Source organism: Streptosporangium sp. H16 (assembly GCF_051918855.1).
In the GTDB taxonomy this organism is placed as follows: domain Bacteria; phylum Actinomycetota; class Actinomycetes; order Streptosporangiales; family Streptosporangiaceae; genus Streptosporangium.
The window spans coordinates 212,846-235,387 of record NZ_JBPXMD010000006.1; the positions used below are offsets into that span (position 1 = coordinate 212,846).

General features: G+C 70.3%; 21 protein-coding genes. 6 read left to right on the forward strand and 15 right to left on the reverse strand.

All coding sequences use genetic code 11. From position 1 onward, the window contains the following. The first annotated feature begins 242 nt into the window (after positions 1-242). On the forward strand, positions 243-404 hold the full coding sequence (locus ACTOQ2_RS12760) for a hypothetical protein (protein ID WP_440099795.1): 162 nt from the start codon (positions 243-245) through the stop codon (positions 402-404). A gap of 89 nt (positions 405-493) precedes the next feature. Here the strand turns inward: ACTOQ2_RS12760 and ACTOQ2_RS12765 are convergent, their stop codons facing one another. The 5 genes from ACTOQ2_RS12765 to pdxH form a co-directional block, all read right to left on the reverse strand. Further along, entirely contained in the window at positions 494-1,267 is a 774-nt protein-coding gene (locus tag ACTOQ2_RS12765; RefSeq protein ID WP_440099796.1) for an alpha/beta fold hydrolase, read from the reverse strand. 53 nt (positions 1,268-1,320) lie between these two features. Beyond that, positions 1,321-3,546, reverse strand: a complete 2,226-nt coding sequence (locus ACTOQ2_RS12770; protein ID WP_440070913.1) for a SpoIIE family protein phosphatase — start codon at positions 3,544-3,546, stop codon at positions 1,321-1,323. Positions 3,547-3,663: 117 nt separating this feature from the next. Continuing rightward, a complete protein-coding gene (locus tag ACTOQ2_RS12775) occupies positions 3,664-4,368 on the reverse strand; it encodes a metal-dependent transcriptional regulator (protein WP_440070912.1) in 705 nt (234 codons plus the stop codon). Positions 4,369-4,527: 159 nt separating this feature from the next. After that, a complete protein-coding gene (locus ACTOQ2_RS12780) occupies positions 4,528-5,775 on the reverse strand; it encodes an MFS transporter (protein WP_440099797.1) in 1,248 nt (415 codons plus the stop codon). Positions 5,776-5,831: 56 nt separating this feature from the next. Continuing rightward, positions 5,832-6,458 carry a pyridoxamine 5'-phosphate oxidase gene (gene pdxH, locus ACTOQ2_RS12785; RefSeq protein ID WP_440070910.1) on the reverse strand — a complete coding sequence of 209 codons (627 nt, stop codon included), beginning with the start codon at positions 6,456-6,458 and terminating at the stop codon, positions 5,832-5,834. A 196-nt stretch (positions 6,459-6,654) separates the two neighbouring features. Here pdxH and ACTOQ2_RS12790 point away from each other — a divergent pair, with 196 nt between their 5' ends. Continuing rightward, on the forward strand, positions 6,655-7,761 hold the full coding sequence (locus tag ACTOQ2_RS12790) for a citrate synthase 2 (protein ID WP_440070909.1): 1,107 nt from the start codon (positions 6,655-6,657) through the stop codon (positions 7,759-7,761). A 187-nt stretch (positions 7,762-7,948) separates the two neighbouring features. Further along, a complete protein-coding gene (serC, locus tag ACTOQ2_RS12795; RefSeq protein WP_440099798.1) occupies positions 7,949-9,058 on the forward strand; it encodes a phosphoserine transaminase in 1,110 nt (369 codons plus the stop codon). Between the two features lie 163 nt (positions 9,059-9,221). Here the strand turns inward: serC and ACTOQ2_RS12800 are convergent, their stop codons facing one another. The 10 genes from ACTOQ2_RS12800 to ACTOQ2_RS12845 all read right to left on the reverse strand — a co-directional run bounded on the left by ACTOQ2_RS12800 (position 9,222) and on the right by ACTOQ2_RS12845 (position 18,846). Then, positions 9,222-9,629 carry a BlaI/MecI/CopY family transcriptional regulator gene (locus tag ACTOQ2_RS12800; RefSeq protein ID WP_440099799.1) on the reverse strand — a complete coding sequence of 136 codons (408 nt, stop codon included), beginning with the start codon at positions 9,627-9,629 and terminating at the stop codon, positions 9,222-9,224. Between the two features lie 532 nt (positions 9,630-10,161). Further along, complete coding sequence (locus tag ACTOQ2_RS12805) at positions 10,162-10,809, reverse strand: rhomboid family intramembrane serine protease (RefSeq protein WP_440070905.1); 648 nt, start codon at positions 10,807-10,809, stop codon at positions 10,162-10,164. 154 nt (positions 10,810-10,963) lie between these two features. Further along, the gene (locus tag ACTOQ2_RS12810) at positions 10,964-11,728 is read right to left on the reverse strand and encodes a crotonase/enoyl-CoA hydratase family protein (protein ID WP_440099800.1); all 765 of its coding nucleotides are present in this window, start codon (positions 11,726-11,728) and stop codon (positions 10,964-10,966) included. 10 nt (positions 11,729-11,738) lie between these two features. Beyond that, a complete protein-coding gene (locus tag ACTOQ2_RS12815; protein WP_440070903.1) occupies positions 11,739-12,512 on the reverse strand; it encodes an SDR family NAD(P)-dependent oxidoreductase in 774 nt (257 codons plus the stop codon). A gap of 84 nt (positions 12,513-12,596) precedes the next feature. Further along, positions 12,597-12,935, reverse strand: a complete 339-nt coding sequence (locus ACTOQ2_RS12820; RefSeq protein WP_344750334.1) for an STAS domain-containing protein — start codon at positions 12,933-12,935, stop codon at positions 12,597-12,599. A gap of 160 nt (positions 12,936-13,095) precedes the next feature. Beyond that, positions 13,096-13,878, reverse strand: a complete 783-nt coding sequence (locus tag ACTOQ2_RS12825; protein ID WP_440099801.1) for an energy-coupling factor ABC transporter ATP-binding protein — start codon at positions 13,876-13,878, stop codon at positions 13,096-13,098. Further along, positions 13,875-14,639 (reverse strand): cobalt ECF transporter T component CbiQ, encoded by a 765-nt coding sequence (gene cbiQ, locus ACTOQ2_RS12830; protein WP_440099802.1) that lies wholly within the window; start codon positions 14,637-14,639, stop codon positions 13,875-13,877. The genes ACTOQ2_RS12825 and cbiQ overlap by 4 nt, the downstream gene beginning before the upstream one ends. Continuing rightward, on the reverse strand, positions 14,639-15,706 hold the full coding sequence (locus ACTOQ2_RS12835) for an energy-coupling factor ABC transporter permease (protein WP_440099803.1): 1,068 nt from the start codon (positions 15,704-15,706) through the stop codon (positions 14,639-14,641). The genes cbiQ and ACTOQ2_RS12835 overlap by 1 nt, the downstream gene beginning before the upstream one ends. Before the next feature lie 69 nt (positions 15,707-15,775). Beyond that, positions 15,776-17,710 (reverse strand): glycosyltransferase family 2 protein, encoded by a 1,935-nt coding sequence (locus ACTOQ2_RS12840; protein ID WP_440099804.1) that lies wholly within the window; start codon positions 17,708-17,710, stop codon positions 15,776-15,778. A 188-nt stretch (positions 17,711-17,898) separates the two neighbouring features. Then, complete coding sequence (locus ACTOQ2_RS12845; RefSeq protein WP_440099805.1) at positions 17,899-18,846, reverse strand: hypothetical protein; 948 nt, start codon at positions 18,844-18,846, stop codon at positions 17,899-17,901. A gap of 906 nt (positions 18,847-19,752) precedes the next feature. On the opposite strand from ACTOQ2_RS12845, the gene ACTOQ2_RS12850 reads away from it, so the two are divergent. The 3 genes from ACTOQ2_RS12850 to ACTOQ2_RS12860 all read left to right on the forward strand — a co-directional run bounded on the left by ACTOQ2_RS12850 (position 19,753) and on the right by ACTOQ2_RS12860 (position 22,442). Beyond that, complete coding sequence (locus ACTOQ2_RS12850) at positions 19,753-20,514, forward strand: hypothetical protein (protein ID WP_440099806.1); 762 nt, start codon at positions 19,753-19,755, stop codon at positions 20,512-20,514. An 81-nt stretch (positions 20,515-20,595) separates the two neighbouring features. Continuing rightward, positions 20,596-21,783 carry a sensor histidine kinase gene (locus tag ACTOQ2_RS12855; protein ID WP_440099807.1) on the forward strand — a complete coding sequence of 396 codons (1,188 nt, stop codon included), beginning with the start codon at positions 20,596-20,598 and terminating at the stop codon, positions 21,781-21,783. Beyond that, positions 21,780-22,442, forward strand: coding sequence for a response regulator (locus ACTOQ2_RS12860; protein WP_440070895.1), 663 nt, complete (start codon positions 21,780-21,782; stop codon positions 22,440-22,442). Before ACTOQ2_RS12855 ends, ACTOQ2_RS12860 begins: the two co-directional genes overlap by 4 nt. The last annotated feature ends 100 nt before the right edge of the window (positions 22,443-22,542 follow it).

The following is a 22,542-nucleotide window of genomic DNA, read 5'->3' on the forward strand; positions in this document are numbered from 1 at the left end:
GGCGGTCACGGTAACGGTGGCCGTGGCGGTCGCCGACGCGCCGGACGCTCCGGGCGCGGCACTCCCGCCCGAACATGCGGAGAGGCCTGCGCCCAGAACTGCCACCAGCAGGGCACGCGTTACCTTCGATGTTCTGTTCACGAAAGGTAACGATCCCATGGGTTGGGGATTGCGGTTACCGGCCGCACAGGCGGTCCCGCCGACGCATACTGGTCAGCGGAGACTCCCCCGAGGTGGTGACGATGGACAGCGGGCTGATTCTGCTGATCTTCCTGGCGTTCCTGTTCGCCTGGGGCCTGAACCGGGTGCGCCGCGCCCTCCGGTTCGGCCCGGTCGCCTACCTCGGCGTCATGATCGTGTTCGTCATCGCGATGCTCGCCATCTGGGGACAGACCATCCGCTGACTTCTTCCGCCGGGCCCGGACGTCCTGAGGACGAAGCACCTCCGAGCCGGCCACCCCCGGACGCCCGCCCCCGGGACCGTACGACGCCCCTACCGGGATCCCTCCAGCAGCACGCTCGTGACCAGCTCCGGGTCGTCGGTCATCGGCAGATGCCCGCAGCCCTTGAGCAGCTTCACCCGCTGCCCCGACCACCTGGCCGCCCGGACGGCCTGCCGGCGCGGGAGCAGCCGGTCGTGCTCGCCCCAGGCGATCGTGACCGGCGCCTTCGGCGGCGCGGGAGGCATCAGCCCCGCGAACGAGGCGAGGGTCTCGTCGAAACCGGAGGAGTCCCCGAGCGACTGGAGGGCGGCGAGCAGCGCCTCGGGCGTGAGCCTCACCGGATGGGCGACCAGGACACCGGCGCAGAGGATGCGGCCCAGCGGATCTTCCGCGAGGGCGGCGGCCCGCCCGGGGGGAAGACGGCGAGCGGAGACCCTGATGGCGCGGAGGACGGCTCGCGTGTAAGCGAGCTCGCTGCGGTTCCAGAATCCGGCGGGAGAGAGCGCGGTGGCCGAGCGGACCACCCCGCGCGAGGCCAGTTCGAGGGCGACGTAACCGCCCAGGGAGCTGCCCGCCACGTGAGGGTCGCGCAGGCCGAGCACCGCGAAGAAGGACTCGATCGCGTCGGCCAGGCTTTCCGCCGTGTACGGCGTGCCGGGCGGCAGCGGCGGCGAGACGCCGAACCCCGGGAAGTCGACGGCGATCACGTCCCGCTCGGCGGCGAGCCTGTCGAGCACTGGCAGCCATGCCTGCCAGTGATGCCCGATCCCGTGCAGCAGGACCAGCGGGGAACCCGTCCCGCGCCGTTCGAACGCCAGCTCCATACCCCCGAGTCAACCACCGATCGGGGAGGTGTTCCAGCTCTGCCGCGTCCGGCTCAGCGTGACCTGGTGGGGATCTCGAACCAGACTGCCTTGCCCTCCTTGGTGGGGCGGGAACCCCAGCGCTTGGCGAGCTGGTCGACGAGGTAGAGACCCCGTCCGCCCTCGTCGTTCTCCCCCGCGCTGCGGATGCGCGGCAGCCGGAGATCCTGGTCGAAGACCTCGACCCAGACGGACTCCCTGCCCCGGCGGAGCCTGAGCGTGAACTCCTTCTCGTTGACGATCTCGTCTTCGAAGCCGGGGACGTCCCAGGACTCGTCGAACGGCAGCGGAGGGCCGTCCATCGTCAGCTCCCTGCGCGGGATGCTGGCGGTGGCGGCGTGCAGCACGACGTTGGTGACGACCTCGGAGACCAGCAGGCAGGCGAGCTCGGCGCGCTCCTCGGGGACGTTCCAGCCGATGAACGCCTCCGATGCCATCCGGCGCGCCTCCCCGACCATGATCGGCTGGGCGGGGAAGGTGCGCTCCTCGACCGCGAGGTCCTCGGAGGCGGACCTGAGCACGAGGATGGCCATGTCGTCGTCGATCTCGCCGGGCACCGCGACGGTGGCGGCGTCGGCGAGGCGCTCGACGGAGGCGTCACTGATCTCGATGAGCTTGCCGCAGAGCTGCGCCAGCGTCTCCTCGACGTTGGGCGGCCTGCCGTCGGCGTCGCGGATGGGGCGACGGTCGACGAGCCCGTCGGTGTAGAGGAGCAACGCGGCCCCGGGGGGCAGCGTCCGCGTCTCCTCCTTGTAGACCAGGTCGGCGTGCATGCCCTTGGCCCGCACCCCCAGCGGCTGGCCGACCTCGTGGATGTCGAGCTCGGTACAGGTGTCGCCGATGAGCAGCAGCGGAGGCGCGTGACCGGCGTTGGCGAACGACAGCTGCCGCGACCAGGCGTCGTACACCAGGTACTGGCAGGTGACGATGGGCGGGACGCTGATGTCGGTGCCGCTCTCGTCCTGCTCGGGGGTGGCGATGATGCGTGTCCACTCGTCGAGCCTGGCGAGGATCTCCGCGGGCGGCTTGTCGTCCTGGGCGAAGGCCCGCAGGGCCGCCCGCAGCTGCCCCATGACCGCCGCGGCCTTGGCTCCCCTGCCCTCGACGTCGCCGATGACGATGCCGACCCGGCCCGCCGACAGCGGGATGACGTCGTACCAGTCACCGCCGACCTGGGTCTGGATGCCCTGTCCGTGGCTGGCCAGGGGTGCGGCCGGGTAGTAGCGGACCGCGATGTCCAGCCCGTCGAGCTGCGGCAGCGCGCGGGGCAGCAGGTGCTTCTGGAAGGACTCCGCGGTGTGCCGCTCCTCCTCGAACAGCAGGGCGTTGTCGACGGCGAGCGCGACCCGGGTGGCGATGGCCCCCACGAAGTCGCGGTCGAAGGCGTCGTAGTGCGGGCTGCGCCGGTCGGTCAGGTTGGACAGCCCCAGGTACATCAGCCCGAGGGTCTCGCCGCGCACGCACAGCGGCGCCACGATGGCCGAGGTCATGCCGATCTCGGCGGCCAGGCGGGTGTTGGCCTCACCCGGGCTGGGGTAGTTGGTCTGGGAGAAGTCCTCGACGAGGATCGTCTCCTGGCGGCGCAGCGCGATCTCGGCGTAGTGCCCCACCGGGTAGCGGATCTCCGCCCCGAGCGGCGCCCAGGTGTTGGGCGGCGGGCTCCAGCCCTGGACGTGGGTGGAGACCCTGCGGGTCAGCCGCCCCTCCTCCATCAGCTCGATGAAGCAGTGGTCGGCGAACTGCGGGACGAGCATCTCGGCGACGCGCTTGAGCGTCTCCTCGACGTAGAGCGATCCGGCGAGGCGCTCGCCGATCCGCTCCAGCAGGCCGAAGCGGTCCTTCTCCCGCTCGTTGCTGCGCATCGCCTCGCGGGCGGTGATGACGATGCCCGTCACCGCTCCCGAGGGGTGCCGCAGCGGCACGGCCTGTGCCCGTACGTAGATGATCGTGCCATCCCCGCGCCTGACGTCGAACGTGCCCTCCCAGACGCCGCCCTTGAGGACGTGCTTGGAGAGCTCGACGGCGAGCGGGTGATCCTTCTCCATGATGCCCAGGGAGAGGGACTGGTCACGGGGCCCTGATGTGCCGGGGCGCCCGAACAGCCTTTCCGCGAACGGGTTCCAGTAGAGAAGGTTGCTGAACCTGTCGGTGACGACCACCGCCATCTCAGCGTGATCCAGGACGGAGCCGGCCGTAAGGTGATCAGCGGCGTCCTGGGAAACATCCCCCCACCGCTTCATCCGGTGACCGCCCGTCGTGGGCGGGTGTGTGCAAAGCGAACCACGGTTGCTCCTGCAGTCTCGGCCTGGGAGCGGAGGGACTCCCGAACGGGATCCAACCGAGCTAAGGGGCCTCGGTCAGCGTGTGGAGACGAAAACGTGCGCGGCAATCTCTCGCGGGAGATCCGCAAGAAAATTGTCCGCCTCGTCGTCACCTGTCACCCGCACACCGTCGTCGCTCGCCGCGAGCGTCACCTCGCGTCCGGGTTGTATCCCAACTTGCTTGAGTTTAAGCATCACAGCCGGATCGCTTTGCACTTGTTCGCTAATTCGCCGCACGACAACGGGTATATCTCTGGGTCCGGCCATCGCCGACATCGACGGCAGCGACTCCGGCCTCCCGCCGGGAACCCCGGTAACGCCGAGTTCCTCGAGTCCGGGTATCGGATTGCCGTGCGGATCCTCGGTGGGATTGTTGAGCAGGCTGACGAGCCTGGCCTCCACGGATTCGGACATGACGTGCTCCCAGCGGCACGCCTCGATGTGCACCTCTTCCCAGGGCAGACCGATGACCTGGGTGAGAAGGCACTCGGCGAGGCGGTGCTTGCGCATGACGCGGGTCGCGAGCGTGCGCCCCAGGTCGGTCATGGTCAGGTGGCGGTCGCCCTCGACGCGGACCAGGCCGTCACGCTCCATCCGGGCGACCGTCTGGCTGACGGTGGGTCCGCTCTGCTGGAGGCGCTCGGCGATGCGCGCGCGCAGGGGGACGATGCCCTCCTCCTCCAGCTCGAAGATCGTACGAAGGTACATCTCCGTTGTGTCGATCAGGCCGTGTGCGGTCAAGGTTCCTCCCGTCCTCTCTCGATGCTACGTCCATCGCGCGGTGTTCCCGGGAGGGCGGCGCGGGACCTCGGAAGTTTGAGAAGACGACCCTATTGGGAGAACAGCCCACGATGACAAAGGACGGCAACGCCGGAGGGCGCCAAATCCTTCCCTAGCTGCTCAAACGCTACGCGTGATCGGGCGATATTTTCTGAAGGCCGGAACGGCCAGTCCCACCGCGACCACGGCCACCGCGCAGGCGATCCCGCCACCCACCCAGGCCCACGTGACGCCGAACCACGAGGCGGTGCCCCCGGCCCGCAGGTCCCCCAGCCTGGGGCCTCCCGCGACGACCACCATGAAGACCCCCTGCATCCTCCCGCGCATGTCGTCGGGCGCGTGGGTCTGCAGGATCGTCTGCCGCCACACCGCGGAGACCAGGTCGGCGGCCCCGCCGAACGCCAGCAGCGCGACCATCAGCCACAGCTGCTCGGCGAGCCCGGCCGCGGCGACGGTGAGCCCCCACGCGGCGATCACGTACGTGAGCGCCAGTCCCTGGCGCCGGACCCGGCCCACCCAGCCCGACAGCAGGCCGCCGAGCACCGAGCCGATGGCGATGCTGGCCGAGAGCCAGCCGAACGCGACCAGAGAGCCGCCGAACCGCTCGTCCACGATCTCCGGGAACAGCGCCCTGGGCAGCGCGAACGCCATGGCGATCAGGTCGACGACGAACGACATCAGCACGACCGGGTGCCCGGAGACGTAGCGCAGGCCGTCCACCACCGACCGCAGTCCCGGGCGGGTCACCTCGCCGGCCGGTTCGAGCCTCGGCAGCCGCACCGCGGCGTAGAAACCGGCGCCGAACAGCAGCGCGTCGATCAGGTAGGCGGTGGTGAAGCCGCTCTGGGCGAGCACGACCCCGCCGACCAGGGGCCCGATGACGGTGCCGAGGCCGCCCACCAGGAAGTTGAGGGTGTTGGCCGCGGGGATCAGGTCGGCGGGGACCAGCCTGGGGATGATCGCGCCCCTGGTCGGCCCGGTGATGGCGAACCCGGTGGCGTGTACGGCCACGGTGGCCAGCAGCAGGCCGACGCCGGTCGAGCCCAGGGCGGCCTGGACCAGGAGCGCGAGCGTCCCCGACCAGGCGATCAGCGCGCCGATCATGAGGAGCCTGCGCCGGTCGACCGCGTCGGCGATCGCGCCTCCCCACAGCCCGAAGACGACCAGGGGGATCAGGTTGGCGGGGCCGAGCATGCCGACCCAGAAGGACGACTTCGTGATGTCGTAGATCTGGGCGCTGACGGCCACCGAGGTGAGCTGGAATCCGATGAACGACACGCCCTGACCTGCCCAGAGCCGCCGGTAGGCGGGTATGGCGAGCGGGCGCGTATCAGCCGCGTGCCTGCGGACGAAGTCCCCGAAACCCACCCCGTTACCTCTCTACCTGACATACATGGATATATCAGTAAAGAGCGGGCAGAGTCTCAAGGGGCCAGGCGTTCGACGATCCAGGTGGCGCCGGAGCGCCGGTAACGGAGGCGGTCATGCATGCGGTCGGTGCGGCCCTGCCAGAACTCCACCTCGGACGGCACCACGCGCAGCCCGCCCCAGAAATCGGGGATCGGCGGATCCTCGGGCCAGCGCTCCGCCAGCTCCTCGTAGCGGGCGTCCAGCTCGTCCCTGGAGTGCACGACCGCCGACTGCCGCGACGCCCACGCGCCGATCCGCGACCCGTAGGGCCGGGACCTGAAGTAGGCGGCCGACTCCTCGCGCGGCAGCCGCACCACCGCGCCCTCCACCCGCACCTGGCGGCGGATGGAGTGCCAGGGGAACAGCAGGGCGGCCCGCGGGTTCTCCGCCAGGTCCCGGCCCTTGCGCGACTCGTAGTTGGTGTAGAAGACGAACCCGTTCTCGTCGTAGCCCTTGAGCAGCACGGTCCTGGCCGTCGGCCGTCCACCCGCCGAGGCGGTCGCCAGCACGGTCGCGTTCGGCTCGGGAAGCCCGGCGTCCACGGCCTCGCCGAACCAGAGGGCGAACTGCGAGAAGGGGTCGGGGGCGAGGTCTGCCTCGATCAGGGGCAACCCCTGGTACGTGCGTCGAAGGCCCGCCATCGAAGGCGGTCGCGATGTGGCATCCACGGGAAGGTATTCTCCCGTGCCGAGCAGGAAGCCCGCGCGGCGCCCCCCACCTGGGGCGATCGCGTTCCGGCGGGTCCGGCGGCACACCGCCTCGGCCCAGGGGGTTGAATATGACCCGCCGGTATCTCGACATCAAGGCTTTGACTTCAAGAAAGGGAGGCAGCCGAGAATGTCCGACTTCAAACCCGGGCTCGAAGGCGTTGTAGCTTTCGAGACGGAGATCGCGGAACCGGACAAAGAAGGGGGCGCCCTTCGTTACCGGGGCGTCGACATTGAAGAGCTGGTCGGCCGCGTCTCTTTCGGACACGTGTGGGGCCTGCTTGTCGACAACGAGTTCCAGCCGGGTCTGTCCCCGGCCGAGCCCTTCCCCGTCCCCGTCCATTCCGGTGACATCCGCGTCGACGTGCAGAGCGCGCTGGCCATGCTGGCCCCCGCGTACGGTTTCAGGCCGCTGCTCGACATCGACGACGAGCAGGCCCGCGCCGACCTGGCCCAGGCCAGTGTGAACGCACTGAGTTTCGTCGCGCAGTCCTCGCGTGGCTTGGGGAAGCCGATGGTCCCCCAGAGCGAGGTCGACAAGGGTGAGAGCATCGTCGAGCGGTTCATGATCCGCTGGCAGGGCGATCCCGACCCCAAGCACGTCAAGGCCATCGACGCCTACTGGACGTCCGCCGCCGAGCACGGCATGAACGCCTCCACCTTCACCGCCAGGGTCATCGCCTCCACCGGAGCCGACGTCGCCGCGGCGCTGAGCGGTGCGGTCGGCGCCATGTCCGGGCCGCTCCACGGCGGTGCGCCCGCGCGCGTGCTGCACATGATCGAGGGCGTCGAGCAGGTCGGCGACGCCAAGAAGTACGTCCAGTCGGAGCTCGACAAGGGCCAGCGCCTGATGGGCTTCGGCCACCGCGTCTACCGTGCCGAGGACCCCCGGGCACGCGTGCTCCGCCGCACCGCCAAGGAGCTCGACGCGCCGCGTTACGAGGTCGCCGCGGCGCTGGAGAAGGCCGCGCTGGAGGAGCTGCACGCCCGCAAGCCCGACCGGGTGCTCGCCACCAACGTCGAGTACTGGGCCGCGGTCATCCTGGACTTCGCCAAGGTTCCCTCGTCCATGTTCACCTCCATGTTCACCTGCGCCCGCACCGCGGGCTGGGCCGCCCACATCCTGGAGCAGAAGCGCACGGGCAGGCTTGTCCGCCCCAGCGCCAACTACGTGGGTCCGTCCCAGCGCTCGGTCCAGGACGTCCCCGGAGGCAGCGAGGTCGTCCACCCCTTCTGATTCCCCCTCCTGTACGGCTGTCGCGCGGCGTCTCGCGCGGCAGCCGTCGCCGGTTCCGGCCCTCCACACCCCCGGACCGCCCCGCCCGGCCCCGCGATCACCCAGCCCTGCCCAAAAACCCGCCACGGCTCGTCTCAGAATCCGGACCCCGTCCTGGTCCGATCCTCGGGCTCAGTAGGCTGGTCAGGTGGCTGACATCGTGATTCCCTCTGACATCAAGCCCGCCGACGGCCGTTTCGGCTGCGGGCCCTCGAAGGTGCGCCCCGAGCAGCTGTCGGCTCTCGCGGCCTCCGGATCCAGTGTCCTGGGCACCTCTCACCGCCAGAAGCCGGTCAAGTCGCTGGTCGGGCGCGTTCGCACGGGGCTCTCCGAGCTGTTCTCCCTCCCGGAGGGGTACGAGGTCGTCCTGGGCAACGGCGGCACCACCGCGTTCTGGGACATCGCCGCCTTCGGGCTGATCCGCGAGCGGTCCCAGCACCTGCACTTCGGCGAGTTCTCCTCCAAGTTCGCCTCCGTGGCGGCCAAGGCCCCGTGGCTGGGCGACCCGACCGTGATCAAGTCGGAGGTCGGCAGCCACCCCGAGGCCCGGCTGGAGGAGGGCGTCGACGTCTACGCGCTCACCCACAACGAGACCTCGACCGGCGTCGCGATGCCGATCAGGCGCGTGGGCGAGGAGGGCTCGCTCGTGCTGGTCGACGCCACCTCGGGGGCGGGCGGCCTGCCCGTCGAGGCGAGCGAGTTCGACGTCTACTACTTCGCGCCGCAGAAGAGCTTCGCCTCCGACGGCGGCCTCTGGATCGCCCTGATGTCCCCGGCCGCGCTGGCCAGGGTCGACGAGATCGCTTCCAGCGGCCGCTACGTCCCCGAGTTCTTCAGCCTCCCGGTGGCGATCGACAACTCCTCCAAGGACCAGACGTACAACACCCCGGCGGTCGCCACGCTCTTCCTGCTCGCCGAGCAGATCGAGTGGATGAACGGCAACGGCGGCCTGGCCTGGACGACCGCCCGCACGGCCGACTCGGCCCAGCGCCTCTACACCTGGGCGGAGAAGACCTCCTACACCACCCCGTTCGCGGGTCCGGAGTTCCGCTCCAACGTGGTCGGCACGATCGACTTCTCCGACGGCGTCGACGCCTCCGCGATCGCCAAGGTCCTGCGGGCCAACGGCATCGTCGACACCGAGCCCTACCGCAAGCTCGGCCGCAACCAGCTGCGCGTCGCGATGTTCCCCTCGATCGACCCCGACGACGTCGAGGCCCTGACCACCTGCGTCGACTACGTCGTCGAGCGCCTGTAGTCCCCCCGGCTCCCGCCCGGGAGCCGGAATCCGTTCCCGCCCGGGCCGGCGGTGACGGCGGTGACGGCGGTGACGGCCACGCTCTCCGCCCCCGTCCCGGAAGCCGGACTTCCGGCTCCCCGGGCGGGAGGCCAGGTGTGCCCGGCCTCCGTGGCCGGTACGGCTAGGGCAGCGTGCTCGGGGTCCCGGCCGGCCCCGGGGCGTTCGCCTGCTCCCCCGCGCGCCGCGCCAGCTCGTGCAGCAGGCGCAGGGCGTCGTCCGGATCCACCCCCTCCGCGAACCGCGAGAGCACCGGAGCCCGGTCGGGACTCCCGGCCAGGGCCGCGAGCATCAGCCCGGCCACGTGTTCGTCCCGGGAGCGGCTGGCGGTGTAGCGGAAGGCGTTGCGCACGGGTGCCCGCTCCAGCAGGCCCTTCCTGACGAGGCGCTCGGCGACGGTCTGCACCGTGGTGTAGGCCAGGCTCCGTTCGGCGTCCTGATTCAGCATGTCCTGTACCTGGCGAACCAGCAGTGGCTGCTTACAGCCCCACAGCACGTCCATGATCGCGCGTTCCAGGGATCCCAGGTTCACCCGCGGCCACCTTTCGAGGGTCGCGCCCGGCTGTGATGGCCCTGGAACATGTACGGGCACGCGGCCAGGCAGGTTCACACATGAAATTTTGTCACATTGTCACTTAAATCAACCGATGCGGCCATAGCTGATGAATTCCAGCAGTATTTTTTGTCGCTCGGTCATGGAAGAAACCACCCGGTGGTCATGAAAGAAACCATCCGGAAAAAGGCGTCCGGCCGAAACACGCCGACGCCGGGTTCGGCCACCGGGACGCCGGGCCTTCGCCCGCACCGCACCGGTCCCGCCGGCGGACGGCACTCCGGAGCGACCTCATTCGCCCGTGGAGACCGCATCCGGCCGACTCTGACTCCCGGGATTCCAGCGGCGCCACGAAGCGCCACATAGCGCCTACAGCCCCGCACAGAGCCCTTCCACGGACGAAGCCCCCGATTTCTGATGGCAACGGGCGCACGGGTGCGGAAATGCTCCCGCCCGGAACTCGCGGAGGGGGAAAGGCTCACGCCGGGAAGGCTGCCGGTGGTCGGGCGCCTCAGTAGGCGGGGGCGACGGCCCGGCGCCTGCGGCGTACCACCCAGGCCGCGATGACGCCACCGACCAGCCCGAACAGGTGACCCTGCCAGGAGATGCCCGACTCGCCGGGAAGCACGCCCCAGATGATCGAGTAGTAGGCGATCGCCACGCCGACACCGATCACGATGTCGAGGGCGCGACGGTCGAACAGGCCACGGGCGACGACGAATCCGAAGTAACCGAAGACCAGACCGCTGGCACCGACCGTGATGGCCAACGGCGAGCTGGTGAACCAGACGCCCAGGCCGCTGACCAGGACGATGATCAGGCTGGCGGCCAGGAACCGGCCGATCCCGCGCAGCGCGGCGAGGAAGCCGAGGATGAGCAGGGGCAGCGAGTTGGCCATCAGGTGGCCGAATCCGGCGTGCAGGAAGGGGGCGAGGAAGATGCCGCCCAGGCCCTCGGGGTCCCAGGCCCGGATGCCGTAGACGTCGAACTCCCCCGGCAGGACGTAGTCGGCGACCTCGATCACCCACATGGCACCGACCATGAGCACATTGATGATCGCGGCGCCCAGCGCGCCCGCGGCCAGATTTCCCGCCCTGCGCTTCAGAAGATCGCCGGAGGATCGGCCGGTGGGGGACATCCCGGTCGGGTGGTCGTTCATGCACTCTCCTGGCCTTGGAGCGGTGGCGTGGATGTCAAGTGCCCCCGCCGCACCCGTCCACACCTTTACCGTACGCACTCCTGGCCGTGAACGCGCCGGGCGCGACCCCGTGGATCGCGCCCGGCCCGCTGAATTCTCTCCGCCCCCGTAGGGGTTACTCGCCCTTCCACCGGGGAGCGCGCTTCTCGGCGAAGGCCGCCGCCCCCTCCATGGCGTCCTTGGAACCGAACACCGGGCTGATGATCTCCCCTTGTTTCGTGAACATCTCCTCGCGGCTCCAGTCCGCCGACTCGACGATCACGCGCTTGGTCGCGGCGAGCGCCAGCGGGGCGTTGGCGGCGATCCGCTTCGCGAGCTCGACGGCCGTGGCCAGCGCCTCGCCCGCGGGCGTGACGTGGTTGACCAGGCCGAGCTCGTACAGCCGGGAGGCGGGGAAGTGGTCGCCGGTCAGGGCGATCTCCATCGCGATGTGGTACGGGATGCGCCGCGGCAGCCGCATCACGCCGCCCGCCCCCGCGACCAGCCCCCGCTTGGGCTCGGGAAGCCCGAACTTGGCGTCCTCGGAGGCGATGATGATGTCGCAGGCCAGCGCCAGCTCGCAGCCTCCGGCCAGGGCGTAGCCCTCGACGGCGGCGATGAGCGGCTTCTTCGGCGGTGCCTCGGCGACGCCGCCGAACCCCTTCCCCTCCACGACCGGGAAGTCCCCGGTCAGGAACCCCTTCAGGTCCATGCCCGAGCAGAACGTGCCGCCGGCGCCGGTGAGGACGTAGGCCGCCACGTCCTTGCGCTCCTCCAGCTCGTCCAGCGCACCGGCGACGCCCCGGGCCACCGCGCCGTTGACGGCGTTCCTGGCCTTGGGGCGGTTGATCGTGATGACGGCCACGCCGCCGTCGACTTCGACCAGAACCTCGTCAGACACCGGGTGACTCCTACTTGGGCTGGAAGCGGATGCCGCCGTCGAAACGGACCGTCTCGGCGTTCATGTAGTCGTTCTCGATCAGCGAGCGGACCAGGTGCGCGAACTCGGCGGCCCGTCCCATGCGCTTGGGGAAGACCACCGGGGCCACGAGCTTGGCCTTGAACTCCTCGGCGTTGGCCGAGAAACCGTAGATCGGGGTGTCGATGATGCCGGGGCAGATGGTGTTGACGCGCACGCCGATGGCGGCGAGGTCGCGCGCGGCCGGGACGGTCATGCCGACGATGCCGCCCTTGGAGGCCGAGTAGGCGACCTGACCGGTCTGCCCCTCCAGCGCCGCCACCGAGGCGGTGTTGATCACCACGCCGCGCTGGCCGTCCTCGTCGACCGGCTCCGTCTTCGCGATCGCGGCGGCGCCGATGCGCATGAGGTTGAAGGTGCCGATCAGGTTGACCTCGATGACCTTGCGGTACGAGGCCAGATCGTGGGGCGAGCCGTCACGGCCGACGGTCCGGCTGGCCCAGCCGATGCCCGCGCTGTTCACCACGACGCGCAGCGGCCTGCCGGTCGCCACGGCCGCGTCCACGGCCGCCTGCACCTGCTCCTCGTCCGACACGTCGGCCTTGACGAAGACGCCGCCGAGCTCGTCGGCGAGTGACTTGCCGCGCTCCTCGTTGAGGTCGGCGACGACGACGGTGGCGCCGTGCGCGGCGAGGTCGCGGGCCGTGGCCTCGCCGAGGCCGCTGGCACCGCCCGAGATGATTGCTGCTGCTCCGTTCAGGTCCATGAGCGGACTTTAACGCGCCTACCGAATGAAGTTCTACTGGGGGTGGCTAAAACTCTCCGCCACCGATGTCCATGACCGGTACGGCTAGATCTCCCCGACGGCGCTGCTCACATCGGGATAGACCTTGATCCGCCGGTCGAGCCCCGTCGTGCGAAGGATTCGGGCCACCGGCGCCTGGGGGGCCGCCAGCGAGACTCCGCCGCCCTCGCTCGTGGCCAGCCGCCACGCCTCGATCAGCACGGAGAGGCCGCTGGAGTCCATGAAGGACAGGGCGGTGAGGTCGAGGACCAGCCGCGCGCCGTCCAGCTTGATCGCGTCGCGGACCTCGTCTCGCAGGAAGGGAGCGGTGAACAGGTCGAGCTCACCCTCGACAGCCACCACCACGGCGTCCCCGACGGCGCGGCGAGCCAGCCGTAGCTTCATCAGTCCTCCTCGCGCCCGAAGGGCAGACCTACTTTACTTTGCCGTCACTCCGCGCGAGGTCATGCGCGATTGTTCACAGCAAGTTCACGCCGACCTCGCTCTGGTGTCCGGGATCTCGCACCCGGCGCCCGGATCGGGATCGGGGCCGGAGACCCCGGAGTCAGGGGGCGGCGAAACCGTACGGCAGTTCGAGCCGGTGCGCGGCGAGGAGGCCGGCGTCGGCGAGGATCTCGCGGGTCGGCCCGTCGGCGGCGATGACGCCTCCGGAGAGGATGAGCGAGCGTTCGCACAGCTCCAGCGCGTACGGCAGGTCGTGGGTGACCATCAGGACGGTCACGTCGAGCCCCCGCAGGATCTCGGCGAGCTCGCGCCGGGAGGCCGGATCCAGGTTGGACGACGGCTCGTCGAGGACCAGGATCTCCGGCTCCATGGCCAGCACGGTCGCCACCGCGACCCGGCGGCGCTGGCCGAAGGACAGGTGGTGCGGCGGCCGGTCGATCGTCTCCAGCATGCCCACGCGCTCCAGCGCGTTCTTGACCCGCCGCTCCAGCTCCTCGCCCGCGACCCCCATGTTGGCCGGGCCGAAGGCCACGTCCTCGCGGACGGTCGGCATGAAGAGCTGGTCGTCGGGGTCCTGGAAGACGAGCCCGACCCGTCTGCGGATCTCCATGAGCGACCCCTTGCCGACCGGCAGCCCCGCCACGGCCACCGTGCCGTGCCCGGCGGTCAGGATGCCGTTGAGGTGCATCACCAGCGTGGTCTTGCCCGCGCCGTTCGGCCCGAGCAGCGCGACCCGCTCGCCCCGCTCCACCCGGAGGTCCACGCCGAACAGCGCCTGCGTGCCGTCGGGGTACGCGTACGCCAGGCGGCTCACCTCGAGCGAGGGCGGCGGGGGCGGGGACGCGGTCGAGGACGGCACAGGCGGCGAGGACGGCACGGTCACGCGAACCCCCAGCTCCCGAGTAGCACGGCGAGTGCCGCACCCGGCAACATACCCGCGACGAGCCACTGCCGCGAAACGGCGGAGAGATCCTGGATGACCGGCATCGATCCGGTGTAGCCCCGGCTGAGCATCGCCAGGTGCACCCGCTCGCCCCGCTCGTACGAGCGGATGAACAGCGCCCCCGCCGATCTGGCGATCACCGGGATGTGCCGCACGTCCCTGGCCGCGAACCCGCGCGACTCCCTCGCCACCCGCATCCGGCGCATCTCGTCCAGGATCACGTCCATGTAGCGGAGCATGAACATGGCGATCTGCACCAGCAGCGGCGGCAACCTCAGGCGCTGGGCGCCCAGCAGGATCAGCCGCGGCTCGGTGGTGGCCGCGAGCAGCACGCTCGCGACCACGCCCAAGGTCGCCTTGGCCAGGATGTTCCAGGCGGCCCACAGGCCCGCCACGCTGAGCGAGAGGCCCAGGAAGGTCACCCTCTCGCCGAACCCGATGAACGGGATGGCCAGCGCGAACACCACGAACGGGATCTCGACCACCATCCGCCGCAGCACGAACCCCGCCGGGACGCGCGCGAGGGCCGCCACGGCGGCCAGAAGCACGGCGTACAGCCCGAAGGCCCAGAACCACTCGCGCGGGGTGGCGACCACCACCAGGGCGAACCCGGCCACCGCCACCAGCTTGCACTGGGGCGGCAACCGGTGCACGAGCGTGTCGCCCGGCCGGTGCAGTTGGTGATGGTGCCCCGCTCCCATCAGACGGAGACCTTCTCGTCCCTGTCGTCCCTGCCGGTGCCGCCCTCCTCGCGGCGGCGCACGGCGTAGAACACCCCGCCGCCGACGGCCAGGGTCACCCCGACGCCGATCAGCCCGGCCACGCCCACCGGGATGCCGCCCACGTCGCCGTAGTCGGCGAGCGGCTGCTCGCCCAGCGCGTGGTCGTCCGCCTGGCCGATGAAGCCCTTGTCCTCGGCGACCCGCTCCAGGCCGTCGGGCGAGGAGGAGGCGTAGAAGCTGACGACGCCCGCCAGCAGGGCCGCCACCGCGACTCCGGCGGGCAGGAACCAGCCGGGACGGCGAGCGGCGGGCGGCGCCGAAGGCGCGGAGGACCCCGAGGTGGCGGGGTTCCCGGGGGTGACGGTCACGTCGCCGTCCGCACCGCGCAGGACCAGCGGCGCGACGAGCTCGCGGGCGCCGTACACCAGGTCGGGCCGGATCGCCAGCACGGTACTGACGGTGACCGCGGTGATCAGGCCCTCTCCCACGCCGATGAGCAGGTGCACGCCGCCCATGGCGGCGGCGACCGTGCCGATCTCGATGGGCGCGGCGCCGCCGGCCCAGAACAGCAGGGTGAACGCCAGCGCCGAGGCCGGCACCGAGAGCAGCGCCGCGATGAAAGCGGCCGCCACCACGGCGCCCCTGTTCCGCACGCTCCGGGTGATCAGGCGGAAGACGCCCCACCCGACCAGCACGGCGACGAGGCCCATCAGCGTGATGTTGACACCCAGCGCGGTCAGCCCGCCGTCGGCGAAGAAGAACGCCTGCACCAGGAGGACCACGGCCACACACAACACAGCCGTGTACGGGCCGACGAGTATCGCGGCGAGCGCGCCGCCGAGAAGGTGACCACTGGTGCCCGCGGCGACCGGGAAGTTGAGCATCTGGACCGCGAAGACGAAGGCGGCGACCAGCCCGGCCATCGGAGCGGTGCGGTCGTCGAGCTCACGGCGGGCGCCACGTAGGCATACGGCCACGCCGGCGGCGGCGACCACTCCCGCCGACACCGAGACGGCGGCGTTGAAAAAGCCATCGGGTACGTGCACAACAAGCCTCCGAGGTGCGGATTTGCCCCTAACTTTAGGCCATCGGCTTGTAGTTGCAAGAATGTGGCATTAACGAACGATACGTCTGATGAAAGTTCTGGGGCCGAGGGTGCGGACCACCGTGCTGAGTCGGCCCTTCCCCGCCGTGGCGTAGGGCCTGACACTCCACCGGATCGCGCCGCGCCACCACGTGCGCGGCTGCTCGATCACCTCCGGCACCGCCTCGATCCTGAAGCGCGCGGGCGGCCCGCCCAGGTCGAGCTCCAGGTAGGCGTCCCAGGTGCCGGGCCCCAGCCGCCCCATCGCCTGGGAGGCCGTGAACGTGCCGCCCGCGCCGACCGTGACCGGCTCGCGCCGCTCCCGGCTCGACTCGCGCTCCCGCCAGACCAGGGAGCGCACCGCGTCGGCCGCCGGGGCCGCCGCACCCACGCTGACCTCGCCGTCGAGCACCAGCCGGTGCCCGGCCGCCCAGCGGGCGCGCACCAGCCTGGCGCCGCCCGGCACCGCGACCACGTGCCCGCCGATGTCGAGACTGAGGTTGCCGTACGGGTGGGTGAAGTACGGAAGGGCGACGACGTCGCCGACCACGCGCGGCGCGGGCGGTGCGATCAGCCCCTCCCCGTCGGCGCCCAGGCGCGCGAGCCGGGGAACGCCCTCGAACGCGACGCTCACGTGGACGTCCCAGATGCCGGAGGACAGGGTGGTGACGTCGACGATCCCGGTGAACCCCGCGCAGTCGCCGGTCACCGGGACCATGACCTCGTCGGACGGGCCGGGGTCCACGTGCCGGCGCCGCAGCACCAGGGCGAGGTCCCCGCCGGTGATCTCCGGGCGGTCGTAGCGCTCCAGCGTGCTCAGCGCCACCTTGCCAGAGATCGCCAGCCTCCCCTCCCGTTCACGCTCCCAGCGAAGCGCGGTGAGCTCCCTGCGCACCGAGGCCGACTCGATGTGCGCCAGCCGCACCAGGCGGTCGATGTCCTGCAGCGCGGCGATCCGGCTCCGGTCGATCGCGGGGAGCCGCTCGCGGACCCCGTCGGTCAGCCACCGCTCGCACATGTCGGCCACCTCGGCGGCGATCTCCTTGCGCTCGACCTCCCCGGCCTCGAGAAAGGGCCTGCCGAGGTTGCCGAAGGCGTCCATCCGGAAGTGACGCCGCAGGAGGTGGTCGCGGAGATTCCCGGGGCGTACGTGGGCGAGCATCAGCTCGATCGGCCGCCTGATCATCCGCAGCCAGGAGACCGGGTCGCGGCTCCCCTGCCGCTGCATGATGCTGGTGCCGTCCGGCCGGGCGACCAGGTGGTAGCAGTCGTAGTCGGCGACCACCGAGATCACGTCCGCGTGACAGTAGGCGTGGGTGGTGAAGACGACGTCCTCCCCCACCAGGAGCGTCTCGTCGAAACGGATGGCGTGCCGCTCCAGCATCTCCCTGCGGAACAGCTTGAAGCAGCTCAGGCTGTTGTAAACCGCGCTGTCGCCGAGGGGCACCCGCTCGGCGTTCTCCTTGAACATCGAGATCGGCACCTTGCGGTCATGCCCGACGATCTTGCCGAGCACGATGTCCGAGCCGTTGCGGTCGGCCATCGCGAGCATCCGCTCCAGCGCCTGGGGGCCGAGGTAGTCGTCCGCGTCGCAGAAGAAGACGTATCTGCCGCGCGCGCGGGAGAGCCCGACGTTGCGCGGGCGCCCCGCGCCGCCGGACGCCTCCTGCCTGACGACGCGGATCACCCCGCGGTGGCAGGAGGCGTACAGGTCGAGCAGCGCGGCACCGCCGTCGGTGGAACCGTCGTCGACGACCACCACCTCCAGGGCGACGCGCTGGATCAGCAGCGAGGTCAGGCACCTGTCGAGATAGGGCCCGCAGTTGTGGAGGGGGACGATCACGGTGACGTCGACGTCGGACCGGATCGCCTCCTCGCTCGTGATCTCACAGCCGCCCCGCTCCGTGCTCGTGCCATCGCAGCCGCCCCGCTCCGTGCGGACTCGCTGGAGGATCGTTACTGTCACCGCCGCGCCCCTCGTCGGTCACTTTCCGCTTATCTAGCGTCTCAGTATGTGACGAAGGGCCGTTCGTACGAGGCGAATCCACAGGGTTGCCTCCCCGATCTGCCGGCGCGGGAGACCGCACAGGGAGTGAAACGACCGTTTCGTACGCCTTGCGGCGTGCCGCGGATCTCGCTGGACCTCACCGGACCTCACCGAGCCTCGTCACCGACCCGGGCGGGGGCGTCGCGGCCGCCCTGGCCGTCGCCGTCGGGGTCGTCACGACCGCGCGGCCCCCGAGCCGCCCCGAGCGCGCGCGCCCGGCGCCGGCGGCGCGACAGCCAGGCGAGGGCGTACAGGGCCGCCGCGACCGCGATCAGCGCCCCGAGGAAATGGAGCGGGAAGACGACCAGCGTGACGCTCCGCCGGGAGGTCCCGCCACTGCCGGAAACCGACACCGTCGCGCGGCAGACGCACATGAACGGCGGGTTCGCCCACCTGGCGGTGACACTCCTGCCGACCCCGCGGGGCAGCGTGAAGTCGGGGAACGGCACGTCGTAGCCGTTCACCCCCACCTTCAGGCTCCGCGGGGCGAGGAAGTCGCGGTGAACGGTCCCGACGTTGTCGACGGTGGCGGTGAAGTCGATGGGGCCGCCCGTCGTGAAGCCGCTGGGGGTGGTGAGGTCGCCGACGTTCACGGAGGTGTCGATCGGCCCCGGAACCGTGAGGTAGATCGGCGTCCCGATCACCCGGTCGAGCTTGATGTCGCCCCCGCCGGTTCCGGCGGGGACGGCGAAGAGCAGGGCCATCTGGTACCCGCCGCGCTCGGGCCTGGGCGGGGGGTCGATCCGCACGGTGACGCGCCGCTCCGCGCCGGGGGCGAGACGGAAGCCCGCCGGCGTGACCCTGAGCCAGCCGGCGGCGGAGTGGGGGGCGTCGTGCTCGAAGAGCATCTCGCCGGCCCCGCCCACTGTGAAACCCGCCTTGTCGACGACCATGTCGACCGGCGATCGCCCCCTGTTGACCACCTGGAACGACTGGGGGTCGTCGATCTCCTCCGGACCGACGACCAGGCGTGCCGGACTCACCGTCAGGGAGAAGTCCGGATCCGGGGCCGGGCCGGACGCGCCGGAAGCTCCGGACCCCGTCGCCGAAGCCATGCCGCCCACCACGAGAAACGCGACGATCCCGCGCCGAAGCCTTCCGGCCACCGCACATCCCCCTACCGTCGTGGAACGCCGCCGGGGCCAGCCCGGAGGGCCATGCCCCGGCCGGGCACTCCACCGGATGCTCGGCCCGCCACCGCACTCGCCGTCACCGCACCCACGAGCACCGGCAGGACCCCGGACACCCCTCACCCAAAGATCCCTCAAGATCTTTTTTACGCATAGTAGTTACTTGATCACAGATGAAGCAAGTTCCGGGCGGACGTGTCGCCCGCGCGCCACCGCCTCCCCGCGGCTCTTTCCCTCATCAGGTCATGGACGCGGGGAGGGGCAATCTGTCCGTCTCGGAGATCAGGAAAGCCGCCCGCATAGGAAGCCGGGAGCTCGCCACGGCGAGTGTGAGTGCTCCGATGAGTGGCGTCGCGATGACCCATGGGCTATGCCGGTAGTCGCTGCCCCGGGTAATGAGGAGAGAGATCCATATAAGGCCGGACAGGAGCCATGCGGGGACGGCCAATAGAGCCAGAAACTGGTTGCCGCCGGGGTGAGCCGCCGCGAAGAGCGTCAAAACGGCACCCACGGCAACGGGACCGAAGACGAGCGCCAATCGCCACCATCGACTTCTTTCGGGTGCCCGATGCTGGAGATCCACGGCTGAGGGGGTGGCCATGCGAGGGACCCTGGCCCGCTGGACGGGGGTGATGCTCGGAATGTTTCCCGCGCAGGCCATCCGTGGCGGGCGTGATCCACCAGCACGCGGTCTTCCCTTGTCCGTGATTCCCCTTGGTTCCCCCTGTTCCCCGGCCTTACTGGCACGACATGAGAACCCTGTGCGGACGCACACGCCTCCCCCGCTGGATTTTCCCGGAGTCTGAGACCCCTCCCGGAGGCTTCTTGGTCTTGTCACTGCTCGTCTGCGGGGACCCCGTAGAGGTGCTGACGGACGGTGGTGTCGTGTTCGAGGATGTGGTCGACGGTGTGCCAGTAGGCGGAGAGCCAGGGGTGTTGGAGGGCTTCGTCGCGATTGAGCTTGTGGCCGTAGAGAGGTCTGTCAGGTACGACAGAGGCGGCTGGAACGAGGGTGCATGCGGGGTTGGGGTTGTTTGCGACGGGGCCGACACGGCATCCGAAGGTGACGCGGTTGGAGCCGGTGGGGGTTACGGGGTCGTCTGGGTCCCACGCGTCGTCAAAGACGACATCGATCCATGCCTCGTGAACTCCATCGTGGTGGTAGCAGGAGGCGTAGTAGATGGCGTAGGCGCCATCGTCGCTGTTGATGAACCCTGTTACGCGTTCGAAGGGAGTTCCGCAGCAGTCGCAGGTTCCTGTGTGGACCTTGCGTTCTGGGTCTATTTCGAGTCTCACGGGTCGGATTATGACGGCACATTCTTGGCTGCGTGGGATGTCGAACGTCGCATGGCGGCCGAGAATTGCAACCAGCTTCTTAAGTCGATCATGGGCACAGCGGTGAACGACGAGTTGATCCGCAAGAACCCGTGCCGGATCAAGGGTGCCGGCATGCCGGACACTCCGGACCGGGAGATGATCCCGCTGGCCAAGGTCGTGGAGATCGTGACGACGGTCCCGGAGCGATACCGGGCGTTCGTGCTCCTGGGAACCTTCGCGAGCTTCTGCCGGCGTGGGAGACCACATAGGGAGTGAAACGACCGTTTCGTACGCTTTGCGGCGTCGGGCTCCCGGGCTCTCGCCCGTCACGTTTCAAGGCACGTTTAGGGTGTGGCCATGAGCCGATGGATGCGCGCCATCGCCGACACCGGCCTGGCGATTCTCGTCGGGATCCTGGTGGGCATCGCGATGAGCGTGGCGACCGAGCCCGTTCTCGGATCACGGCCTCCCGACGCGATCGCCTACGGTCTCGCCGCGGTCATCGGAGGGGTTCTCCTGTTCCGCAGGCGTTCGCCGCTGGGCGTGCTCCTCGTCACGGCCGCGTGCCTCCTGCTGTACTACGGGCTGGAATATCCAGGAATCACCCCGGCCGTCCCCCTGGCCCTCGCGCTCTACACCGCGGCGTCGGGAGGACTGCTGGTGTGGTCGCTCGGGATCGCCGGGCTCTTCGTCGTGCTGGGGCTGACGATCCGCCCCCTGCATCTCGGCGAACCGATCCTGCCTGTGCTCACGGACATGACGGCCCAGGCAGGGCTGCTCCTCGCCGTCGTCCTGCTGGGTGAGACCATGCGCAGCCGGAGGGTACGGCTCGCGGAGGCCGGGGAGCGGCTGGCCCTGGTGGAGGCCGGACGGGAGCGCGAGGCGGCCCGGCGGGCGGCGGAGGAGCGGCTGCGGATCGCCGGGGAGATACACGACGTGCTGAGCCACACGATCACCGGGATAACCATCCAGGCGGCGCTGGCCGACGAGGTGCTCGACGATCGGCCGGCCGACGCGCGGACGGCTCTGCGCGCCATCCGCACGGCCGCCAGGGAGGCCACGATCGAGCTCAGGTCGGCCCTGGGACTCCTCAGGACGGACGACGGCGAGACCCCGCCGCGCGTACCGGCTCCGGGCCTGGGCCAGGTCGGCGAGCTGGCCGGAAGGGCGCGGAGCGCCGGTCTGGAGGCAACGGTCGTCGTGAAAGGTGAGGCACGGCGGCTGCCTCCCGCTGTGGATCTCGCCGCGTTCCGCGTCGTGCAGGAATCGGTGACGAACACCATCCGGCACGCGAACGCCGGCACGGTACAGATCACCCTGGCCTACGAGCCGGACGCGCTCGAGGTCGAGGTCGTCGACGACGGACGTCCCCGCGAGGGGCGTGACCGGAGAGACGAACACCCGGAAGCCGGAGGGACCTCTGGATACGGGCTCAGCGGGATGGGGGAGCGCGCGTCGTCCCTCGGCGGAACGCTCACGGCGGCGCCCCTTCCCGGTGGCGGATTCTCCGTCCTCGTCAGGTTGCCGATCGGAGACCCCGCGTGATCCGGGTACTGATCGCCGACGACCAGACGATGGTCCGGGTGGGCCTGCGCGGGCTCCTGGAGAACTGCGACGACATCAGGGTCGTCGCGGAGGCCACGACAGGGGAGGACGTGGTCCGTCTCGTACGCGAGCTGCGCCCCGACGTGGTGCTCATGGACATCAGGATGCCGATCATGGACGGGCTGGAGGCGACCAGGCGGATCGCCGGGGACGACACGCTGTCCGCGGTTCGCGTGATCGTGCTCACGACTTTCGATCTCGACGAGTACGTCATGGACGGCCTCCGCGCGGGCGCGAGCGGCTTCCTCACCAAGGATGTCGAACCCGCCGACCTCCGGCAGGCGGTGCGCGTGGTCGCCCAGGGAGAGGCGCTGCTGTCCCCAGCCGCGACCCGCCGGTTGATCGCCCGGTTCCTCGCCCAAGAGCCGGCCCCTCGGGACACGGGCGCGCTCGGCAGGCTCACGGGCAGGGAGCGCGAGGTCATGGCGCTCGTGGCGGCCGGGCTGAGCAACGAGCAGATCGGTGAGCGCCTGTCCATGAGCCCGGCGACCGCACGCACCCACGCTCACCGGACGATGGTGAAACTCGGCGCGCGCGACCGGGCCCAACTCGTAGTGATCGCCTACGAAACCGGCCTGGTCCGCCCCGGACACGCCTGACGGCCAGGACACGCCAGACAATCTAAATAGCCCAACGACCACGGCGCGCTCGACGGCCGGGACACACCCGGCGCCGTACGGCTCCCACCCGGCCGCCCGT

Excerpts from the sequence above, each read along its gene's own strand:
- ACTOQ2_RS12765 (WP_440099796.1), bottom strand. The coding sequence starts at position 1,267 with ATGGAGCTGGCGTTCGAACGGCGCGGGACGGGTTCCCCGCTGGTCCTG.
- ACTOQ2_RS12760 (WP_440099795.1), top strand. The coding sequence starts at position 243 with ATGGACAGCGGGCTGATTCTGCTGATCTTCCTGGCGTTCCTGTTCGCC.
- ACTOQ2_RS12815 (WP_440070903.1), bottom strand. The coding sequence starts at position 12,512 with ATGGACCTGAACGGAGCAGCAGCAATCATCTCGGGCGGTGCCAGCGGC.
- cbiQ (WP_440099802.1), bottom strand. The coding sequence starts at position 14,639 with ATGGGAGCGGGGCACCATCACCAACTGCACCGGCCGGGCGACACGCTC.
- pdxH (WP_440070910.1), bottom strand. The coding sequence starts at position 6,458 with ATGGCGGGCCTTCGACGCACGTACCAGGGGTTGCCCCTGATCGAGGCA.
- ACTOQ2_RS12805 (WP_440070905.1), bottom strand. The coding sequence starts at position 10,809 with ATGAACGACCACCCGACCGGGATGTCCCCCACCGGCCGATCCTCCGGC.
- ACTOQ2_RS12770 (WP_440070913.1), bottom strand. The coding sequence starts at position 3,546 with ATGAAGCGGTGGGGGGATGTTTCCCAGGACGCCGCTGATCACCTTACG.
- ACTOQ2_RS12820 (WP_344750334.1), bottom strand. The coding sequence starts at position 12,935 with ATGAAGCTACGGCTGGCTCGCCGCGCCGTCGGGGACGCCGTGGTGGTG.
- ACTOQ2_RS12845 (WP_440099805.1), bottom strand. The coding sequence starts at position 18,846 with ATGGCTTCGGCGACGGGGTCCGGAGCTTCCGGCGCGTCCGGCCCGGCC.
- ACTOQ2_RS12790 (WP_440070909.1), top strand. The coding sequence starts at position 6,655 with ATGTCCGACTTCAAACCCGGGCTCGAAGGCGTTGTAGCTTTCGAGACG.
- ACTOQ2_RS12855 (WP_440099807.1), top strand. The coding sequence starts at position 20,596 with ATGAGCCGATGGATGCGCGCCATCGCCGACACCGGCCTGGCGATTCTC.